Consider the following 14,578-nt stretch of genomic DNA (forward strand, 5'->3'; position numbering starts at 1 on the left):
GCATATAATTAAGCCTCTTCGCCTTCTTTCCAAATATCTTCATAGTCATCGGCATCAATCATAAAACGATAACCGACATCTAATGCTAAATAAGGCAGCACTTCTGGACAAATGTCTTGCATCTTACGAACAGTCATCGTTTCAAAGTTATCCGCACCTTCAAGCTCACCACCATAAATGTACCAACTTACATTTTCTTCACCTTCAGCAGGTTTACGAATCCCAACTATTGGGTCTTTATTTAAAGTGTGAACAGCAACTGCGACAACATCATCTCCACTCACTTCGATATAAGCTGATCCCACTTCCTCGCAAAGCAACTTTTGCTCAGCAATGAGTTCAGCTAAAGGTGATGAATTTTGTGCATTTTTGGCCATATTTAAGCTCAGAGGTAAATTGAATAATGCATTGTATAGCGAAATCGTAAAGCGAAAAAATTTATTTGGTGCCAGATTATAAAATCACAATCCGAAAGCCTAATCACCTCTTAGTTCTAATAATCAAAACTTCTGAAGATAACTTAAAATGAAAGATTCACCATCCTTACATTTACGCTTAAGCCCAATCATTCAGCCTATATGAGCACTTTAAATTCGAACTGCCATATGACTTCTGCCAATTTGGGAACTGAATCTTTTTTGTTGCGATAAGCTTAAATTCGAAAAATATGAGCAGAATGGTCAATTCAACTTTATAACATTTTAAAAAATATTGATGACATTAGACAAATGCTGATTACAGTAATGTATCCCTACTTTAGCTTGCCGATCACTATAGCTTGTAACGCTTATATTTAGCCTTCATACGTTTATCTAATTACTTAGTTTAATGTAATCCGAAATCAACCTTGAAATGAAAAATCAATCAAATCCCAATTTCATACATTCACAGCACATAAAGCTTTATTCATAATTCCACAATGTGACTTCCAAAGCTATTTTACACAAAAAAACAGGCACAATTAATTGTTTTATATAAATATTATAAATAAAGAAAAATAAAAAAGTTGAGTTAAATAAACTTAACAAATACCAGCTCAGGCTAAGTGACAATCAAAATGAAATTGCCTTTAAGCAATAGGTTTAACTGTTAAATCGAGCATTCATAATAGCGATATAATTGAGCAAAAAATTATGTTCAAAGCAGTAATTCGTTAAGTAATCGAGATCAAGCTATTTTTTTGCTTTCAATACAGGATTTTGTGGCATTAAAAAGAAGATATACTGAGCGTTACATAAAAGATATGAACAGTTTTAGCCAATTGGGTTTAAAATAATGTTCTACAATATCATGATAAAAATGTAATCTTTTAACATTGCCAATTCTTTGCAAAGTTTGCATTATATTGCCCATTCTCGGTGTATGCCTTTCACGTCAATTCAAAGAAATTATAAAAAAAATGTGGAAATTTATGCCATAATGAGCAAACTTTGCAGACATCTTGCAAAGTAAATTTGCAAATTTTTATTGGAGCAAGCTGAATGAGCTCGACCATTTTGGTCATTCATGGACCGAATCTCAACTTACTGGGAAAACGTGAACCGGAAGTTTATGGGTATCTCACTTTAGACGATATTAACCAGAAACTAATTTCACAAGCTCAAAATGCATCCATTTCTCTCGATACTTTCCAAAGCAACTGGGAAGGCGCTATTGTCGACCGAATTCATCAAGCGCAACAAGAAGGCGTTCAATTCATCATTATCAATCCTGCGGCGTTAACACATACGTCTGTTGCAGTACGTGATGCCCTTCTTGGCGTTGCCATTCCATTTATCGAAGTACATTTATCTAATGTCCATGCCCGTGAAGCATTTAGACATCACTCCTATCTTTCTGATAAAGCCGTTGGCGTTATTTGTGGTTTAGGCGCAAAAGGATACGCTGCCGCATTAGACTTCGCCATCGAAAAAATTCAACCAACTTCTCAATCTTAATTAGGAATACTGTTCATGGATATCCGTAAAATCAAGAAACTCATCGACTTGATGATTGAATCTGACTTACAGGCGATCGAAGTTAAAGAAGGCGATCAATCAATCGCATTAACTCGTCGTAATCCAGTGGTTGCAGCAGCTGTTCCTGCAATGCCTGCTCCTGCTGCTGAAGCACCAGTTGCTCGCTCTCCACGTGGTGCTGTTGAAACATCTCCAATGGTTGGTGTGTTCTATGCAGCACCAAACCCAGGTGAAGCACCATTTGTTAAAGTGGGTCAGACTGTTTCGGCTGGTGAAACACTTGGTATTATTGAAGCAATGAAAATCATGAACCCAATTGAAGCAACTCAAAGCGGTGTGATTGAAGAGATTTTGGTTAAAAATGGCGAAGTGATCCAATTCGGTCAACCATTATTCCGCTATCGCGCTTAAGACCACGGGGAATCATAATGTTGCAAAAAGTTTTAATTGCAAACCGTGGTGAAATTGCCTTGCGCATCACTCGTGCTTGCAAAACTTTAGGAATTAAAACCGTTGGGGTTTATTCCGATGCCGACAAAGACCTAATGCACTTACGCTTTTGTGATGAAGCAGTGTGTATTGGACCTGGTGCCAGCAGCGAAAGTTATTTAAATATTCCAGCACTCATTACAGCTGCTGAAATTACTGGTGCAGATGCCATCCACCCAGGCTATGGCTTCTTATCAGAAAATGCTGAATTTGCCGAAATTGTTGAAAACTCAGGTTTCATCTTTATCGGTCCACGCCCTGAACATATTCGCTTAATGGGGAACAAAGTTTCTGCCATTATTGCAATGAAAAAAGCAGGCGTACCTACAGTTCCGGGCTGTGACCATGCGGTTACCATCCATAATGCCTTAGCAGAAGCCAAAGAAATTGGCTTCCCATTGATCGTTAAAGCTGCTTCAGGCGGTGGTGGTCGTGGTATGCGTATTGTTGAGCGTGTAGACACCCTACTCGAATCTGTTCAAGCTGCGCAGCGTGATGCTGAAATGTGGTTTGGTGACGACACCGTATATATGGAACGTTTCCTGCAAAAACCTCGTCACGTAGAAGTACAAGTATTAGCAGATGGTAATGGTCATGCAATTCACTTGTATGATCGTGACTGTTCTTTGCAACGTCGCCATCAAAAAGTACTAGAAGAAGCACCTGCTCCTGGCCTACCAGAACAAGCACGTGCTGACATCTTAGAAGCATGTGTGAATGCTTGTAAATTGATGCAATATCGTGGTGCGGGTACGTTTGAGTTCTTATTTGAAGATGGCGAATTCTTCTTTATTGAAATGAATACACGTGTTCAAGTAGAACATCCTGTAACCGAAATGGTGACAGGTGTTGATATCATTGAGCAACAGCTTCGTATTGCTGCTGGCCTTGGTTTAAATCTTCAACAAGAAGACATCACGCTCAGTGGTCATGCCATGGAATGTCGTATTAACGCAGAAGACCCTTCAACATTTATGCCGTCTCCGGGTAAAATTGATCACTTCTATGCACCAGGTGGCGCAGGTATTCGTCTTGATTCTCACATTTATCAAGGCTATAGCATTCCTCCTTACTATGACTCCATGATTGCTAAACTCATTGCACATGGTAAAGACCGTGACGCATCTATTGCACGAATGAAACAAGCTTTAGAAGAAATCATTTTGACAGGTGTGAAAACCAATATCCCACTTCACAAAGATTTAATCCTTGAAGATAAAAACTTCTGTGAACAAGCAATGGATATTCATTACCTTGAAAAACATTTGCTGAAAAAAATTGAAGGACATGAGGAAAAATAATTTCCTCCCGCAACACTAAAAAGCCACTCTCATGAGTGGCTTTTTAGTGATTTAACATAAAAAAAAGTTATGTTTAAGGCAGTACACGTCGTAAAGTTGCAAAGCATTGCTCAGCTTGATCGTTGGCACAAAAATTGATAACTGAGGGACTTTTCCATTTTACAAAATATTGCGAAATTTCGCCTGTTTGATCCTGCACATTGCCGGAACAATCCATCTGATTATTATCATATTTCACTTGCAAAATGAGCGCTGGAATTTGAGCATTTGGATCTTGAGCTGGTTGATAATCATAAACACCAGATGACCACTCTTCACCACTTTTAATCACAACATCATTATTACCTTTGAAATTGTAATATTCGATACACTTACGATTATTTGGGATTTCCATCCCCCATAAACCGACCAATTCAGATCGAGTGGTCACTTTAAAATTATTCACTGCTTCAACTTGTTTTTTGCTATCAGCTTGCAGTTCTGTTTTTTTATTATCCGCCGCCATGACTACGAATGAACTCAACATGAGTAAAACTGTCAGATATGCTTTTTTCATACATTTAATCAGTCATATAAATCATGTACCTAAAGTAACATATTTTTTTACATTTCCTCGGTTTATCACACTTTCATAACAATGATTTTTCTTAATGACTATTTACATACAATTCCATACATCTGCGTTTGCCTACATAAAAACCAATTAAACGCGAACCACATCACATTATTCATAATTTATACATTATTCTGTGGGTGGAATCGTTTATGATATTTAGACTTAATGATTCTTCTAACAAAATTACTTAGGCTATATAAAGGCTAATGAAATTGCATCTGAACGGTCTTACACCACCATCGACTCATCAAAGTTATTCTTTTGCAATTATTGCCGTAGTTATATTTGTATTCTGTTTAGTTGGTATTTTCAGTCGTCCATTAACCTACTTAGCTATTTTTTGGCCTGCCAATGCAGTCCTACTCGCCTTATTTTTACGTTTTCCACAATTAAGTAACACAGGAGGTTGGTTAGGAGCTTTCACAGGTTATATGCTCGCCGATTTATTGACCGGCAACTTCTTACAACTAACAACCATACTCACTTTTGCAAATCTAATTAATACAGCTGTATCACTTTTTTTTATACGTTACTTTCATATCAATTATTTAAATTACAATAAAGGTTTTACCTTTCTAACGATGTTTGCAATTTTTGCTGTTGGCGGTTGTCTAGCTGGTGCGACATTTGCAATTTTTACAGTTCCCTATGTATCTAATACATTTATGTCGACAGAACGTCTTTGGATTGATTTCGGGATGTGGTGGGTCACTGAAATCGTCAACTGTTTAATTATGCTTCCATTAATTTTAGCCTTCCCCCAATTGAAAGAGTTAAAACAAATCATACATAATCGCCGACATCGTGATTATCATTTCAATGAAATTTTACCAGTGATGAGTGTGGGTCTATGTGTCATTCTCACAGCAGTTTCGCCGGGTCCAGGAGCAATTTTATATCCATTAGCAGCATTAATTTGGGCTGCACTGACCTATCAATTATTTACGTTAACGATTATTAATGCAGTCGTGATTCTAGCGACCTACTACAACCTAAATCACTTTTATCTTGCAGACTCCACGAACGCCTATTTATCGACAGCTATATCGGTACGTATTGGTTTAGCTATGCTTATTCTTGCACCTATTATTTTGTGTATTATTAGCCGAAATCGGCATGAACTATATAAAGAAGTACTTTATCTAGCAAATCATGACAGCCTTACACATGCAATGAATCGCCGTTTTTTCTTTGAACAGGGTGAACTCTATTTAAAAAATCGAACTGAAACTACATTTTCAATCATCATGCTTGATATTGACCATTTTAAGAAATTAAACGATCAATATGGACATTATGTCGGTGATGTCGTCCTTCAGCAGTTTGCTAATACGATTCGAAAAAACTTACGTGAAGAAGACTTATTTGCTCGTATCGGTGGTGAAGAATTTGTTATTTTACTGCGTAATATTCAGGCAGATGAAGCACAAAAAATTGCTGAACGTATTCGAAATATTGTTGAAACAACGCCTATACAGATCGATCAAAACAATGAACTTTATATCACGGTGAGTATCGGTATTACACATGAAACACTACCTGACGCACCAAGTTTACAATTCTTGATTAATCAGGCGGATCAAGCACTTTATCAAGCCAAACAATTAGGACGCAATCAAGTCATACTTGCAAACTGTTAATATTCATTCATTTGGATAATCTAAACTTAATTTTGCTGAATCACCTTTGGTAAACACGCAACAAAGATAAATGCAGGAATAAGGGATAAACCTGCGATCATAAAAATACATTCGCCAGTCAAAACATCCCAATATTTACCTGCCAAAATACTGCCTAAAGCAACACCTAAACCCCACATAGTACTGTATAGCGCTTGCCCGCGCCCTTGTTGATTTGCATCGAAATTTTGAAAAATAATCCGCATCGCAATCATATGAAATAACCCGAAGCTAAAAGCATGAATAGTTTGCGCTAGAAACTGCGCTATAAAACTATTTGGGAATAATCCAACGGCAATCCAACGTAAACTCGTTAGAATTAAGCATGCTGTAACTAAGGTTCTCCACGAAAAGTGTTTTAGAAAAAGGTTTGCGTATGCAAACATAATAATTTCAGCAATAACACCAACAGACCACAACAAACCAATGATTGTTGTGTTAAAGCCAGCTTGACTTAAAAAATTACTATAAAAACTATAAAAAGGTGCATGAGAAAATAAAAGAAAAAATTCAATAATAAAGAAACTGGCCACAACAGGACGTTTCAAAACTGGCCATAAAGGCTCTAGTTGCTTTTGAGAACTTGGTGCCGAACTCGGTTCTTTAATCGTAAATGACCAGAGAAATGCTAAAAAAGCAATACAAAGCAACATAATAGGTAGCATCGATATTGGAATGACTTCAAGCAAAGCCCCAATACCAAATACGCCAACAATAAACCCTACTGAGCCCCACTTACGTACTTTTCCATATAAAGCCGCGCGTTTTTCCCCCAACCAAAATAAAGTTACCCCTTCAAACTGAGCCAATATGGCATTTTGAAAGAAGCTGAATACCAGCATGAGTAATGCAACAGACTGAAAACTGTTTGGAATTATAAAAATCAGAAACCAAATACAAGCTTCCATCCATGTCGCAATGCGTACCAGCATCATGCGCTTACCCGATTTATCGGCAATCCAACCCCAAATAAATGGGGCAAAAAAACGTGTCACTATCGCTATAGAAGATAACAATCCAATTTCTTGATAATTAAAGCCTTGATCTGCTAAATACAGGCTCCAAAATGGCATAAATGTGCCAACAATTGCATAGTAGAAAAAGTAGAATCCACCTAGTTTGGAATGGATTGGAATGTTAAGCATCAAGCTGTATTCCTTAGTATTTACAATAGGTTATAAACTTTTCAGAGTTGTATGCTTTTGCATCTAAAAGGCTTGGTTAGGATATGGCGAGTATACAAATCAGTATACAAATTTATTTTAATTAAATTATTTCAAAATTTGTATACTTTTACTAAAATCTTGGTCTTATTTTATTTTTTCATTAATAAACAAATATTTATTTTTATCTCATAAATTATCACATATTAATAAAAAACCGCCCGAAGGCGGTCTATTTTTACTTAAGCAATCTGTATCTCGCATGCGGAAGTGTCTGTAGTTCAAACATGTGGTCGTAATCATAATGTGGCATTTTGAATCCGCATTTTTTGCTCACGTCTGAAATAGCACTGCTCATAGAGAACATATTATCGTTAAGCATACTCACCAGTAATGGATTAAGTTTGGCCAATGTTGGGCTATGCGTATTCCACCATGCCTGAAAGAATCGAGCATGTACGCAGAGCATTTCTAGGGATTGTTTTTCATCTATATGTTGATATCTGCAAGTTCAAACCTGTGAAATCGATACCCCAATTCTTCAGCATGGTCATAACGATCTACACTCCAAGCCTTGGTAGCAATATTGCCTTTACGACCACCAGACCACGGACCTGTTGCGATTTCAATTAACATCCGATGTTCAATCAGGTGCAAGTCAAAACGCCAATTTTTCGTACTTTTGAAATGAAAGTATTCTTCATATTTCATTTTCATCCGATCTAATATTTCTTTTAACCGCTCGAATGCTTCTAAGTATTTTTCACTGGCTTTAGGTAGTGGCCTGGAACGTGGTTTCTTTTTAGGCGGAATCTTTTTAGTTAGGTTTTTATAGGCATCAAGTTCCATATTTCACCCAATAAAAAACCTCCCGGAGGAGGTTAATTTAATTGCATATAAAAATTAAAATAACTTAAATATTTTTCCAGTTTTATCACTGTAGAAATGCATATCAAAGCTAGGCTTAATTATTTCATCTTCTATATTTAGATAACGGACGCAATCACCAAAACTATTTGGCTCATCAGATGATTTTTCGCACATAGCTTCTAGTGTATAGACAGCGCCATGTTGATCAACCACATCTAACATTACTTTGTTTAATAAATTATCCATGTATTAGCCATCAATCCCAACGATTTCACTCGCTTGGAAACCACGTTGACCTTTTGATACGCTAAACTGTACACGCTGACCTTCAGCAAGTGATTTGAAACCACCTGAAATGATTTGAGAAAAATGAGCAAAAACTTCTTCGCCATTATCAGCCGCGATGAAACCGAAGCCTTTAGTATCGTTAAACCACTTAACAGTGCCTGTAGTTAAATTTGACATAATAATTTCCTTTAATAATATTTAATTTAGAGTTCTTGAAAAAATTAAGAAAATAAATAATTAATTTATAAATAATTTAATTAAAAAATTTTAGCTCTAAGTTGTTCAGGTTTAAGAGTGAGAGTTTAAAAATACAATTTATATAGTTTATTTAGTTCAGTATAAAAAGATTTACCATCAATATTTAAAGTTAACTTTTGTCCTGATTCTAAGACAACTTGTTTAGCAACTTCAACTAAGGTTTTACCATTCAAATTGCTTTGAATTTTTTTTAACGGAATAATATTCACACGAATTTCATCACCGTTAGTTGCTGAAGCAGTAGTCCAGCCGTTAGATATGTTCATTTATTGACTCATATAATGAGCTTTTGTAAACAGAATAGTATTAAAAATAAAACCAACTTTGATTTTGGAGATTGTTCACTTAAGAAAAATTTAAACTTATGATATTTACAGTAGCTTGAAAAAATAGATAAAAATCAGATTAGTATCTTTAGAATTTTAAGGAAACCCACGAATAGCTGTAGGCTTCCCTTGATCGGTATGATGCGAATTCATGCTATGCGTTAACTGTTTGAATTCGATGCTTTAGCACCAGATTGGAGGGAATACGCAATTCCATTAACAACTCAAACACTACCGTTCCGCTTACGGATTCGATCAAACACACTATAGCACCAGTGCCCAGATTTACCTATGTTTATTTAACAATTATTTTATAAGAGTGATTTTAAAGCAATTTTGACAGTATTCAATTTCACCATCTATACATTGATGCTTTTTACTTAATCCATGTATGCCAAACATACATTTAAAAAATTGCATCATAATCACACCAGAAATCTAATTTTAAAATCATATATTCACGTTTTATTGTGATATGCGCTCTAATATCTCAACTCTTTGTCTTTTTTTATCCTCATAAATGTAAATTGTTACTGCAATAACACTTATTAAAAATAATGTAAGAAGAATTTTGAAATTTTTACTCATCATTGCAACTCATAAATGATATTGAATAATTGATTTTATGTTTTAAATATATATTTAGACAGGCTGGATATTACTAGCTTGTCTTCCTTTTTTACCTGGAGATATTTCAAATTGAACTCTTTGACCTTCAATTAGAACTTTATAACCAGTCATTCTAATCTCACTATAATGTGCAAATAAGTCTTCGCCTGCATCACTAGCGATGAATCCAAAACCTTTTGACTTATCAAACCATTTCACAACACCATTGGTAACAATTGTCATTCTTTTACTCCGAATGAGTATTATAATTTTATACACTAATAATATTATTAAAAATCAAATTATTAAGAATTAATTAAGTTGTTGATGTACCCATTTTAGAAATTTATCTTTATCTTTGAACATTGGTACAAAGGTTAAATTAATTTTTGAGACAAACCCAAATTTACCATGAATGATATTTGGACTCATTTCTACCACGTTAGACTTATCTCCTTCGTTTATTTCTCTGAAAAACTCCAAGACTTGATTGTGAGGGCTCAAATTTTTGAAGCTGTCACGCTCAATGATGAAATCATAGATCTGGCGTAAAACTTGAAGCTCAAATGGATTAGACATTTTTGAAGCTCGATTTAGTATTATTGTTCTACTAAACTATCTCAAATAATGAGACTACAAAAGTACCAAATACATCATACAAAATTATTTTTTTGTAAATTTGTGCAATTTTTCTCAATCTGATTTTATGTTTCACATAAGTTATTGTTAATTAAAACTTAAAATCTTTATCTAAACTAAAGATATTTTACTTATTTTATTCTTATTTGCTTATGAATTTACGCATCTGCAAGTCCCTACGTATAAGACCAAGCATTTCCTTGCGCTTTAAAATTTCATCTTCTGTATATGGCAATCTAATACATAGCTCCCTCATTTCAAGTGAACTATTCTCAATCAAGAATATATCTTGCTCTGTTGTCCAAGAAGTTTTCGGAATAACCTTCCGTCTATAAGGTTTTTTCATAACACTATTTTATCTACATACAGGAAAAGGAAAAGCCCCCACTAGTTGAAGATTATTCAAGCTAAGCAAAATAATTTAAAAAAAAAATGGGAACATATCTTTCTTTCAGACATTAAAAAAGCCCTATATCTCTATAGGACTTTAGACCTTTATCATTTGCGCTGATGTAGGTTTGAACCGTACCGGGTTTGTCGGAGAGTCAATATTCTGAGAGACTATCCCGATGACAAAATTAAAATATGCCCCTGAAATCAGAGAAAGAGCGGTTCAATTATTGATTGAATCTGAAAAAGATTATCCTTCTACTTGGGCTGCAATCACAGCAATTGCGCCTAAGATTGGTTGTACTCCTGAAACACTTCGTGCCTGGCATCAAAAGCATTTAGATCAGCAAAATCCTATTAAAGTACAACAGATATCTGATCAAGAAAAAATGAAGCAAATGGAACGTGAAATTAAAGAATTAAAGCGTGCCAATGAAATTCTACGTAAAGCAGCCGCTTTTTTCGCCCAGGCGGAGCTCGACCGCCCACACAAATAATGGTGGATTTCATCCATAATAATAAAGACTTATATGGTGTTGATGCGATTTGTAGGATTTTACCGATCGCAGCTTCAACCTATTACCGAACTTTAGATCTCGCTGACAATCCAGAACATCGAGCGAAACGAGATCTACATGATGAGCATCATGCTGAACAAATTAAACGAATCTGGAAAGAAAGTTCAGGTCGATATGGTGTACGTAAAGTTTGGCAAAAATTGAAACGTAAGGGTTATGTTATTGCACGTTGTACAGTTGCTCGATTGATGCAAAAGCTAGGTATACAAGGTGTTTGGCGTGGTAAGAATAAACAAACCACCCGTAACAGAGATGACCAAAAACGGGCAGATGATTTAGTGAAACGGAATTTTAGTGCTGATCATCCAAACCAACTATGGGTGGGTGACTTTACGTATATTCAAACTCATTCAGGCTGGGTATATACCGCATTTGTTATTGATGTGTTCTCACGAGCAATTGTTGGATGGAAAGTATCTACACGGATGAATACAGATATGGTGCTCGATGCATTGGAGCAAGCATTGCACGATCGAGGTATGCCTAAGAATGTGATTCATCATTCAGATAGAGGTGTTCAATATCTTTCTATTCGCTATACCAATCGTTTAGAAGCAGCAAATTTACGAGCATCAGTCGGTACGAGAGGTGATTCATACGATAATGCTTTGGCTGAAACGGTGAATGGCTTATACAAAACAGAGGTGATTGAATATTTAAAAGCAGATTGGCAAGGTTTAGCGGATGTACAACTTGCGACATTAAATTGGGTAGATTGGTTCAACAAAAAGCGTGTACATAGTGCACTAGGTTATGTATCACCTTTTGATTTTGAAGCAATGTACTATGATAAGATTAACCCGTTAGGTCAGGTGGCCTAACTTAAATAAAAAAGTCTCCGACAAACCCGGTACGGTTCAAGATTATTATTTACAAAAGATCATCACAAGAAAGAGCTCATTGCCGATAACATCTGACTTATCAATTTGTTTAGTTAAATTAAGTTTATTTTCATGCAAGCAACAATAACAATAGGTGATAAAACTACACATGGCGGAGTGGTAACTGAGGTTGATGGTACTTTTGTTATCCAAGGTAAAGCTGCTCACCTACAAGGTATGAAACACTTCTGCCCCAAATGCAAAACAATGGTCTCAGCTATCGCAAGCAATCATCTTGTTGTCATCAATGGTAAAGCAATGATTGTCGCTGGTGATAAAACTACGTGTGGAGCAACTTTTTTTTCAACTCAAAGTTTGGTAGGCAAAGCTCAGGGAGCTGGTAATAATTCTTCTATTCAAAATAATTATTCCCCTAGTCCTGCTGCCAATTTCTTAACTGAAAATACAGATCTATTTAAAGCTCAGTTCGAGTTTAGGGATGAGATTAATGGAGCTCCTTTATCAGAATATTTTTATGTTTTGACCCTACCAAATGGCGAAAAAATTGAGGACTTTACTGGCAGTGATGGCAAAACAATAATCCATGAGATTGGCTATGAGCCAGCAGATGTGAAAATTGAAACCTTTGATTTGTCCAAACCGATGAGACCTTTTGAGTAAGAATATGAGTGATAAATTAGGTCCTAACACAGAAACGGTTCCGGGTAACGCTAAAGCTTGGGAAGGTTATCCTGATAAAACTGAAAGTTGCTCAGTTAGGCAGCCATTTTGCCTTTTAGAGTTTAACCGTAAAATAGTTCAACCATATAACTTCATGATGCCAGCTCACATGTGGGAACATGTAGCAAACACAAACAAACTTGAATATGCATTGGCTATACGTTTTGGTTTAGAACATGATGTTTTAGCTAATGAAAACTTGATAAATACAACAGGCTACCATACAAGAATGTATGTTCTCTTCCAGAAGTACCTGAAAAAGAATGTTGTTAAAGAAGCCGCTTTAGTTGTTGCTGAGTTTAAAAGTAATGAATTTAAAACAAGGTTTGGAACCACATTCGCTATACAAGATCTTATTGGGCTCAAAGGCACATTAGATGATCTTAATATTAGTGATGTAATGGTTGGAGCCGCAAAATTGCAAATGAAAAATGGCGGTGAAAAAATCAACCGTACAATGTACAAATTACTTTTCAATCAAGATTACAATCCTAAAATGCTAAAAGTTCTAGCTGAACAAGGAATTTATCCAGATGCTTAAAAAACCACATTTGTTAGTGATTATTGTTTTAACAACTATAATGTTTTCTACAGGATGTAATTCATCACCCACCCCTCAACAAGAATTGAACATTCAAGCCAGTTTTTTACCCAAAATGCTTCAAATAGATGGAAATACCTTTGCGTTGGCTAATCAAACCTCTCCAAATGATTTAACCATGGAAATATTCGAATCTACACTTCTAAAAGCAACTATGCTCAAAAAATATGAAAAAGAAGCCAAAAACAACTTTAGTTTAGAAAAGGATCGTAATCCTGTGGAGCTTAATTCTATGTGCCTAATGACTAAATTTTTAATGAATAAGTCATACATTAAAAAAGCGAAATTGAACGCAGAATTTTATGAAGATGTTTATGGTTGGATTAACAAAAAGAATGAACTCTGGGAAAACTTATTGAAAGATACTAACACAGGAACTTTTGAATACCCATGTGTTGTAAAACCATCAAATGTATAAGATTACAGTCATTTGGCTGTACTTTGTAGCTCAACAGTCTACAAATTGCAAAAAAATATTTTTTTGATTTTTTATAGACTTCTTTAAAAACTCATTAATTTTCAGTATTTTATCACCGTTTTCCGCATAAAAGAAAAACCGCCCGAAGGCGGTTATTTTTGAGGATAAAAGTTATAAAACTTTTGGAGCATTCATTTTATTGACGTGCTAGAGATGGAAATAAACTCTCTACGATACGCTGGGTACTCCATAATCCAATTTCTTGATGATGCATATGTGGTGCTAAGTATTTTAAAGGCTTATTAATCTTGTACCCTGCATTGGTGCTACTAGCCATTTGTTTTTTTAGTTCAGTCAATTCATGGTTGGCCAAATAGCTAAATGTACTCGTTTCTAAGAGGTTTTTAACAAACTCTTTATTTATTAGATTGTGCTTAGGATTTTTGGAATTTCCAGCAATCCAATCATAAATAAACGTTTTTTCAACCGCGCTGAATACTCCAAACATCTTCCCGTCGTCATTATGAATCATGTTCCAAAATTTACTTTCTTCAGGTGGTTGATTGAGTTTAATCGTAAGCGTCCGCTGAACACACCTTATGAATTCATCCTATAAGCCTTAATTTAGTCCCCACTTAAAAACAAGTGGGGACTAAAATTTATGACTACAAATCACCAGACATCCATCGCATCTCTTGCGAAAAAACGAAGAACATACAGTGCTGAATTTAAACAGCAGATCGTTCAGGCTTGTAAAGCACCGGACGTTTCAATTGCTTCGGTCGCTTTGCAACATGGATTGAATACAAATCTTGTATCCAAATGGATTCGCT

19 protein-coding genes, 1 pseudogene and 1 other annotated feature are annotated in these 14,578 nt (G+C 35.5%); of the genes and pseudogenes, 9 read left to right on the top strand and 11 right to left on the bottom strand.

Features of this window, described 5'->3' with window-relative positions:
• Positions 1 to 8: 8 nt before the first annotated feature.
• Entirely contained in the window at positions 9 to 377 is a 369-nt protein-coding gene (locus tag FTT84_RS09505; protein ID WP_067766948.1) for a hypothetical protein, read from the bottom strand.
• A gap of 1,104 nt (positions 378 to 1,481) precedes the next feature.
• Here FTT84_RS09505 and aroQ point away from each other — a divergent pair.
• From aroQ to accC, 3 genes are read left to right on the top strand one after another with little or no spacing between them, the layout of a single operon-like run.
• Positions 1,482 to 1,937: a type II 3-dehydroquinate dehydratase gene (aroQ, locus tag FTT84_RS09510; protein ID WP_067766951.1), complete on the top strand. Its 456-nt coding sequence runs from the start codon at positions 1,482 to 1,484 to the stop codon at positions 1,935 to 1,937.
• Positions 1,938 to 1,952: 15 nt separating this feature from the next.
• A complete protein-coding gene (gene accB, locus FTT84_RS09515) occupies positions 1,953 to 2,369 on the top strand; it encodes an acetyl-CoA carboxylase biotin carboxyl carrier protein (RefSeq protein ID WP_067766954.1) in 417 nt (138 codons plus the stop codon).
• 17 nt (positions 2,370 to 2,386) lie between these two features.
• Complete coding sequence (gene accC / locus FTT84_RS09520) at positions 2,387 to 3,748, top strand: acetyl-CoA carboxylase biotin carboxylase subunit (RefSeq protein WP_067766957.1); 1,362 nt, start codon at positions 2,387 to 2,389, stop codon at positions 3,746 to 3,748.
• Between the two features lie 73 nt (positions 3,749 to 3,821).
• Here accC and FTT84_RS09525 read toward each other — a convergent pair whose 3' ends face one another.
• Positions 3,822 to 4,304, bottom strand: coding sequence for a hypothetical protein (locus FTT84_RS09525; RefSeq protein WP_067766960.1), 483 nt, complete (start codon positions 4,302 to 4,304; stop codon positions 3,822 to 3,824).
• 266 nt (positions 4,305 to 4,570) lie between these two features.
• Between FTT84_RS09525 and FTT84_RS09530 the strand changes: the two genes are divergently transcribed.
• A complete protein-coding gene (locus FTT84_RS09530; protein ID WP_180080872.1) occupies positions 4,571 to 6,004 on the top strand; it encodes a GGDEF domain-containing protein in 1,434 nt (477 codons plus the stop codon).
• Between the two features lie 26 nt (positions 6,005 to 6,030).
• On the opposite strand, the gene FTT84_RS09535 is transcribed toward FTT84_RS09530, so the two are convergent.
• The 8 genes and pseudogenes from FTT84_RS09535 to FTT84_RS18055 all read right to left on the bottom strand — a co-directional run bounded on the left by FTT84_RS09535 (position 6,031) and on the right by FTT84_RS18055 (position 10,542).
• Positions 6,031 to 7,188: an MFS transporter gene (locus tag FTT84_RS09535; RefSeq protein ID WP_180080870.1), complete on the bottom strand. Its 1,158-nt coding sequence runs from the start codon at positions 7,186 to 7,188 to the stop codon at positions 6,031 to 6,033.
• 522 nt (positions 7,189 to 7,710) lie between these two features.
• Positions 7,711 to 8,055, bottom strand: a pseudogene (locus FTT84_RS09540) (hypothetical protein); the annotation flags it as partial.
• Between the two features lie 54 nt (positions 8,056 to 8,109).
• Positions 8,110 to 8,322 carry a hypothetical protein gene (locus FTT84_RS09545; protein WP_067766969.1) on the bottom strand — a complete coding sequence of 71 codons (213 nt, stop codon included), beginning with the start codon at positions 8,320 to 8,322 and terminating at the stop codon, positions 8,110 to 8,112.
• Positions 8,323 to 8,325: 3 nt separating this feature from the next.
• Positions 8,326 to 8,541, bottom strand: a complete 216-nt coding sequence (locus tag FTT84_RS09550) for a cold-shock protein (RefSeq protein ID WP_067766972.1) — start codon at positions 8,539 to 8,541, stop codon at positions 8,326 to 8,328.
• 125 nt (positions 8,542 to 8,666) lie between these two features.
• Entirely contained in the window at positions 8,667 to 8,888 is a 222-nt protein-coding gene (locus FTT84_RS09555; RefSeq protein WP_067766975.1) for a transposase, read from the bottom strand.
• 702 nt (positions 8,889 to 9,590) lie between these two features.
• Positions 9,591 to 9,800 carry a cold-shock protein gene (locus tag FTT84_RS09560; protein ID WP_180080867.1) on the bottom strand — a complete coding sequence of 70 codons (210 nt, stop codon included), beginning with the start codon at positions 9,798 to 9,800 and terminating at the stop codon, positions 9,591 to 9,593.
• A gap of 69 nt (positions 9,801 to 9,869) precedes the next feature.
• On the bottom strand, positions 9,870 to 10,136 hold the full coding sequence (locus FTT84_RS09565) for a hypothetical protein (RefSeq protein WP_180080866.1): 267 nt from the start codon (positions 10,134 to 10,136) through the stop codon (positions 9,870 to 9,872).
• Positions 10,137 to 10,338: 202 nt separating this feature from the next.
• Positions 10,339 to 10,542, bottom strand: a complete 204-nt coding sequence (locus FTT84_RS18055) for an acyl-CoA thioesterase (protein WP_257223384.1) — start codon at positions 10,540 to 10,542, stop codon at positions 10,339 to 10,341.
• Positions 10,543 to 10,765: 223 nt separating this feature from the next.
• Between FTT84_RS18055 and FTT84_RS09570 the strand changes: the two genes are divergently transcribed.
• The 4 genes from FTT84_RS09570 (at position 10,766) to FTT84_RS09585 (ending at position 13,745) form a co-directional block, all read left to right on the top strand.
• Positions 10,766 to 11,985, top strand: a protein-coding gene (locus FTT84_RS09570) for an IS3 family transposase (protein ID WP_180191839.1) whose coding sequence is annotated in 2 segments (ribosomal slippage) — positions 10,766 to 11,042 and positions 11,042 to 11,985 — 1,221 coding nt in all. Because the reading frame shifts where the segments join, the coding sequence is not laid out codon by codon here.
• Positions 11,041 to 11,157: a sequence feature (AL1L pseudoknot), on the top strand. (Overlaps the previous gene by 117 nt.)
• Before the next feature lie 132 nt (positions 11,986 to 12,117).
• A complete protein-coding gene (locus tag FTT84_RS09575; RefSeq protein ID WP_180081992.1) occupies positions 12,118 to 12,666 on the top strand; it encodes a PAAR domain-containing protein in 549 nt (182 codons plus the stop codon).
• Between the two features lie 4 nt (positions 12,667 to 12,670).
• Positions 12,671 to 13,267 (top strand): hypothetical protein, encoded by a 597-nt coding sequence (locus tag FTT84_RS09580; protein ID WP_180081994.1) that lies wholly within the window; start codon positions 12,671 to 12,673, stop codon positions 13,265 to 13,267.
• Positions 13,260 to 13,745, top strand: coding sequence for a hypothetical protein (locus FTT84_RS09585; protein WP_180081996.1), 486 nt, complete (start codon positions 13,260 to 13,262; stop codon positions 13,743 to 13,745). Before FTT84_RS09580 ends, FTT84_RS09585 begins: the two co-directional genes overlap by 8 nt.
• A 196-nt stretch (positions 13,746 to 13,941) precedes the next feature.
• Here the strand turns inward: FTT84_RS09585 and FTT84_RS09590 are convergent, their stop codons facing one another.
• The gene (locus FTT84_RS09590) at positions 13,942 to 14,277 is read right to left on the bottom strand and encodes a hypothetical protein (RefSeq protein ID WP_180081998.1); all 336 of its coding nucleotides are present in this window, start codon (positions 14,275 to 14,277) and stop codon (positions 13,942 to 13,944) included.
• Between the two features lie 129 nt (positions 14,278 to 14,406).
• Between FTT84_RS09590 and FTT84_RS09595 the strand changes: the two genes are divergently transcribed.
• The coding region (locus FTT84_RS09595) for a transposase (RefSeq protein ID WP_180081679.1) at positions 14,407 to 14,578 on the top strand (172 nt) is incomplete at its 3' end.

This window comes from Acinetobacter sp. YH01019, from assembly GCF_013420285.1.
GTDB lineage: Bacteria > Pseudomonadota > Gammaproteobacteria > Pseudomonadales > Moraxellaceae > Acinetobacter > Acinetobacter gandensis.

Coding starts and splice junctions, on each gene's coding strand:
- FTT84_RS18055 (WP_257223384.1), bottom strand. CDS start 10,542: ATGAAAAAACCTTATAGACGGAAGGTTATTCCGAAAACTTCTTGGACA.
- FTT84_RS09565 (WP_180080866.1), bottom strand. CDS start 10,136: ATGTCTAATCCATTTGAGCTTCAAGTTTTACGCCAGATCTATGATTTC.
- FTT84_RS09505 (WP_067766948.1), bottom strand. CDS start 377: ATGGCCAAAAATGCACAAAATTCATCACCTTTAGCTGAACTCATTGCT.
- FTT84_RS09545 (WP_067766969.1), bottom strand. CDS start 8,322: ATGGATAATTTATTAAACAAAGTAATGTTAGATGTGGTTGATCAACAT.
- aroQ (WP_067766951.1), top strand. CDS start 1,482: ATGAGCTCGACCATTTTGGTCATTCATGGACCGAATCTCAACTTACTG.
- FTT84_RS09555 (WP_067766975.1), bottom strand. CDS start 8,888: ATGAACATATCTAACGGCTGGACTACTGCTTCAGCAACTAACGGTGAT.
- FTT84_RS09535 (WP_180080870.1), bottom strand. CDS start 7,188: ATGCTTAACATTCCAATCCATTCCAAACTAGGTGGATTCTACTTTTTC.
- FTT84_RS09585 (WP_180081996.1), top strand. CDS start 13,260: ATGCTTAAAAAACCACATTTGTTAGTGATTATTGTTTTAACAACTATA.
- FTT84_RS09530 (WP_180080872.1), top strand. CDS start 4,571: ATGAAATTGCATCTGAACGGTCTTACACCACCATCGACTCATCAAAGT.
- accC (WP_067766957.1), top strand. CDS start 2,387: ATGTTGCAAAAAGTTTTAATTGCAAACCGTGGTGAAATTGCCTTGCGC.
- FTT84_RS09575 (WP_180081992.1), top strand. CDS start 12,118: ATGCAAGCAACAATAACAATAGGTGATAAAACTACACATGGCGGAGTG.
- FTT84_RS09550 (WP_067766972.1), bottom strand. CDS start 8,541: ATGTCAAATTTAACTACAGGCACTGTTAAGTGGTTTAACGATACTAAA.
- FTT84_RS09590 (WP_180081998.1), bottom strand. CDS start 14,277: ATGATTCATAATGACGACGGGAAGATGTTTGGAGTATTCAGCGCGGTT.
- FTT84_RS09560 (WP_180080867.1), bottom strand. CDS start 9,800: ATGACAATTGTTACCAATGGTGTTGTGAAATGGTTTGATAAGTCAAAA.
- accB (WP_067766954.1), top strand. CDS start 1,953: ATGGATATCCGTAAAATCAAGAAACTCATCGACTTGATGATTGAATCT.
- FTT84_RS09525 (WP_067766960.1), bottom strand. CDS start 4,304: ATGAAAAAAGCATATCTGACAGTTTTACTCATGTTGAGTTCATTCGTA.
- FTT84_RS09580 (WP_180081994.1), top strand. CDS start 12,671: ATGAGTGATAAATTAGGTCCTAACACAGAAACGGTTCCGGGTAACGCT.